1 protein-coding gene is annotated in these 1154 nt (G+C 64.3%); it reads left to right on the top strand.

Features of this window, described 5'->3' with window-relative positions; all coding sequences use genetic code 11:
• Positions 1–131 precede the first annotated feature (131 nt).
• Entirely contained in the window at positions 132–1133 is a 1002-nt protein-coding gene (locus EN749_RS36080; RefSeq protein ID WP_189367989.1) for an Ldh family oxidoreductase, read from the top strand.
• Positions 1134–1154 lie beyond the last annotated feature (21 nt).

The raw sequence follows: 1154 nt of genomic DNA, 5'->3' as shown, positions 1-1154 counted from the left end.
GGGGAGTAGGGGAGTAGGGGAGTAGCCAGCCACTATTCACGTTCACAATTCCATCCCCATTCGCTATTCACTGCTCACCATTCCCCTATTCCCCTATTCCCTTACTCCCCTATTCCCCTAGGATTGCCATCATGCAACTCAGTCTCGACCAGGCAAAAGGACTGTGCCGGATGGCGGCACTTGGCGCTGGCGCCAATGAGGAAGCGGCACAATCGCTCACTGCTTCGATCATATCAGCCGAGGCCGAAGGGCTTTCCTCGGTCGGTCTGTCGCATTTCATCGACTATCTCGAGGCGCTGGAAGCCGGACGCATCGACGGCAATGCCGACCCGGTGATCACCCGGCCGGCGCTTGCGGTCTATCTCTCCGATGCACGCCGGGGGCTGGCGCATACCGGCTTCGACCGCACCATCGACGACCTCGCCAAGGCGGCAAAGCTGTTCGGCGTCGCCATCTTCTCGCAGAAGAACGCCTATACATGCGGCGCGCTCGGCTATTTCACCGGAAGGCTGGCAACACTCGGGCTGGTGTCGTTCGCCGCCACCAACGGCCCGGCCGTGCTTGCCGGCTCGGGCTCGGTCAAGCCAGTCTACTGCACCAACCCGATGTCGTTTGCCGCCCCCGCCGCCGACGGGGCGCCGCTGGTCATCGACCAGTCGTCGAGCGCCACCGCTTTCGTCAACATCCGCAAAGCGGCCGAGGAGGGCAGGACGATCCCTGAAGGCTGGGCGCTGGACGCCAGCGGCAACCCGACCACCGATCCCGCCGCCGCCATGAAGGGCGCAATGCTCGCCTTCGGCGGCCAGCGCGGCGCCAACATCGCGCTGATGGTCGAGGTGCTGGCGGCGGGCCTGTCGGGCGCCAACTGGTCGCTCGACGCGCCATGGTTCAGCGGCGGGCCGGACAGCCCCGGCACGGGACTATTCGTGCTTGCTATCGAACCCAAGCTGCTCGATCCGGATTTCGAGCAGCGGATGAAGGACCAGCTCGACCGGCTGCGGCGGCGCTTCGGTGTGCATGTGCCCGGTCGTGCCCGCGCAGAGGCCGCCGAGAAGGCGCAAGCGCGGGGCATCACGGCATCCAAGGCGGTGGTGCAGCGCATTTCCGAATTCGCCGCACGCTATTCTTCCTGAATAGTTTTTTATATCAAATAG

Origin of the sequence: Mesorhizobium sp. M7A.F.Ca.ET.027.02.1.1, assembly GCF_004022985.1 — a bacterium.
GTDB lineage: Bacteria > Pseudomonadota > Alphaproteobacteria > Rhizobiales > Rhizobiaceae > Mesorhizobium.
This window is presented reverse-complemented; position numbering and strand designations above follow the sequence as displayed.

Excerpts from the sequence above, each read along its gene's own strand:
- EN749_RS36080 (WP_189367989.1), top strand. The coding sequence starts at position 132 with ATGCAACTCAGTCTCGACCAGGCAAAAGGACTGTGCCGGATGGCGGCA.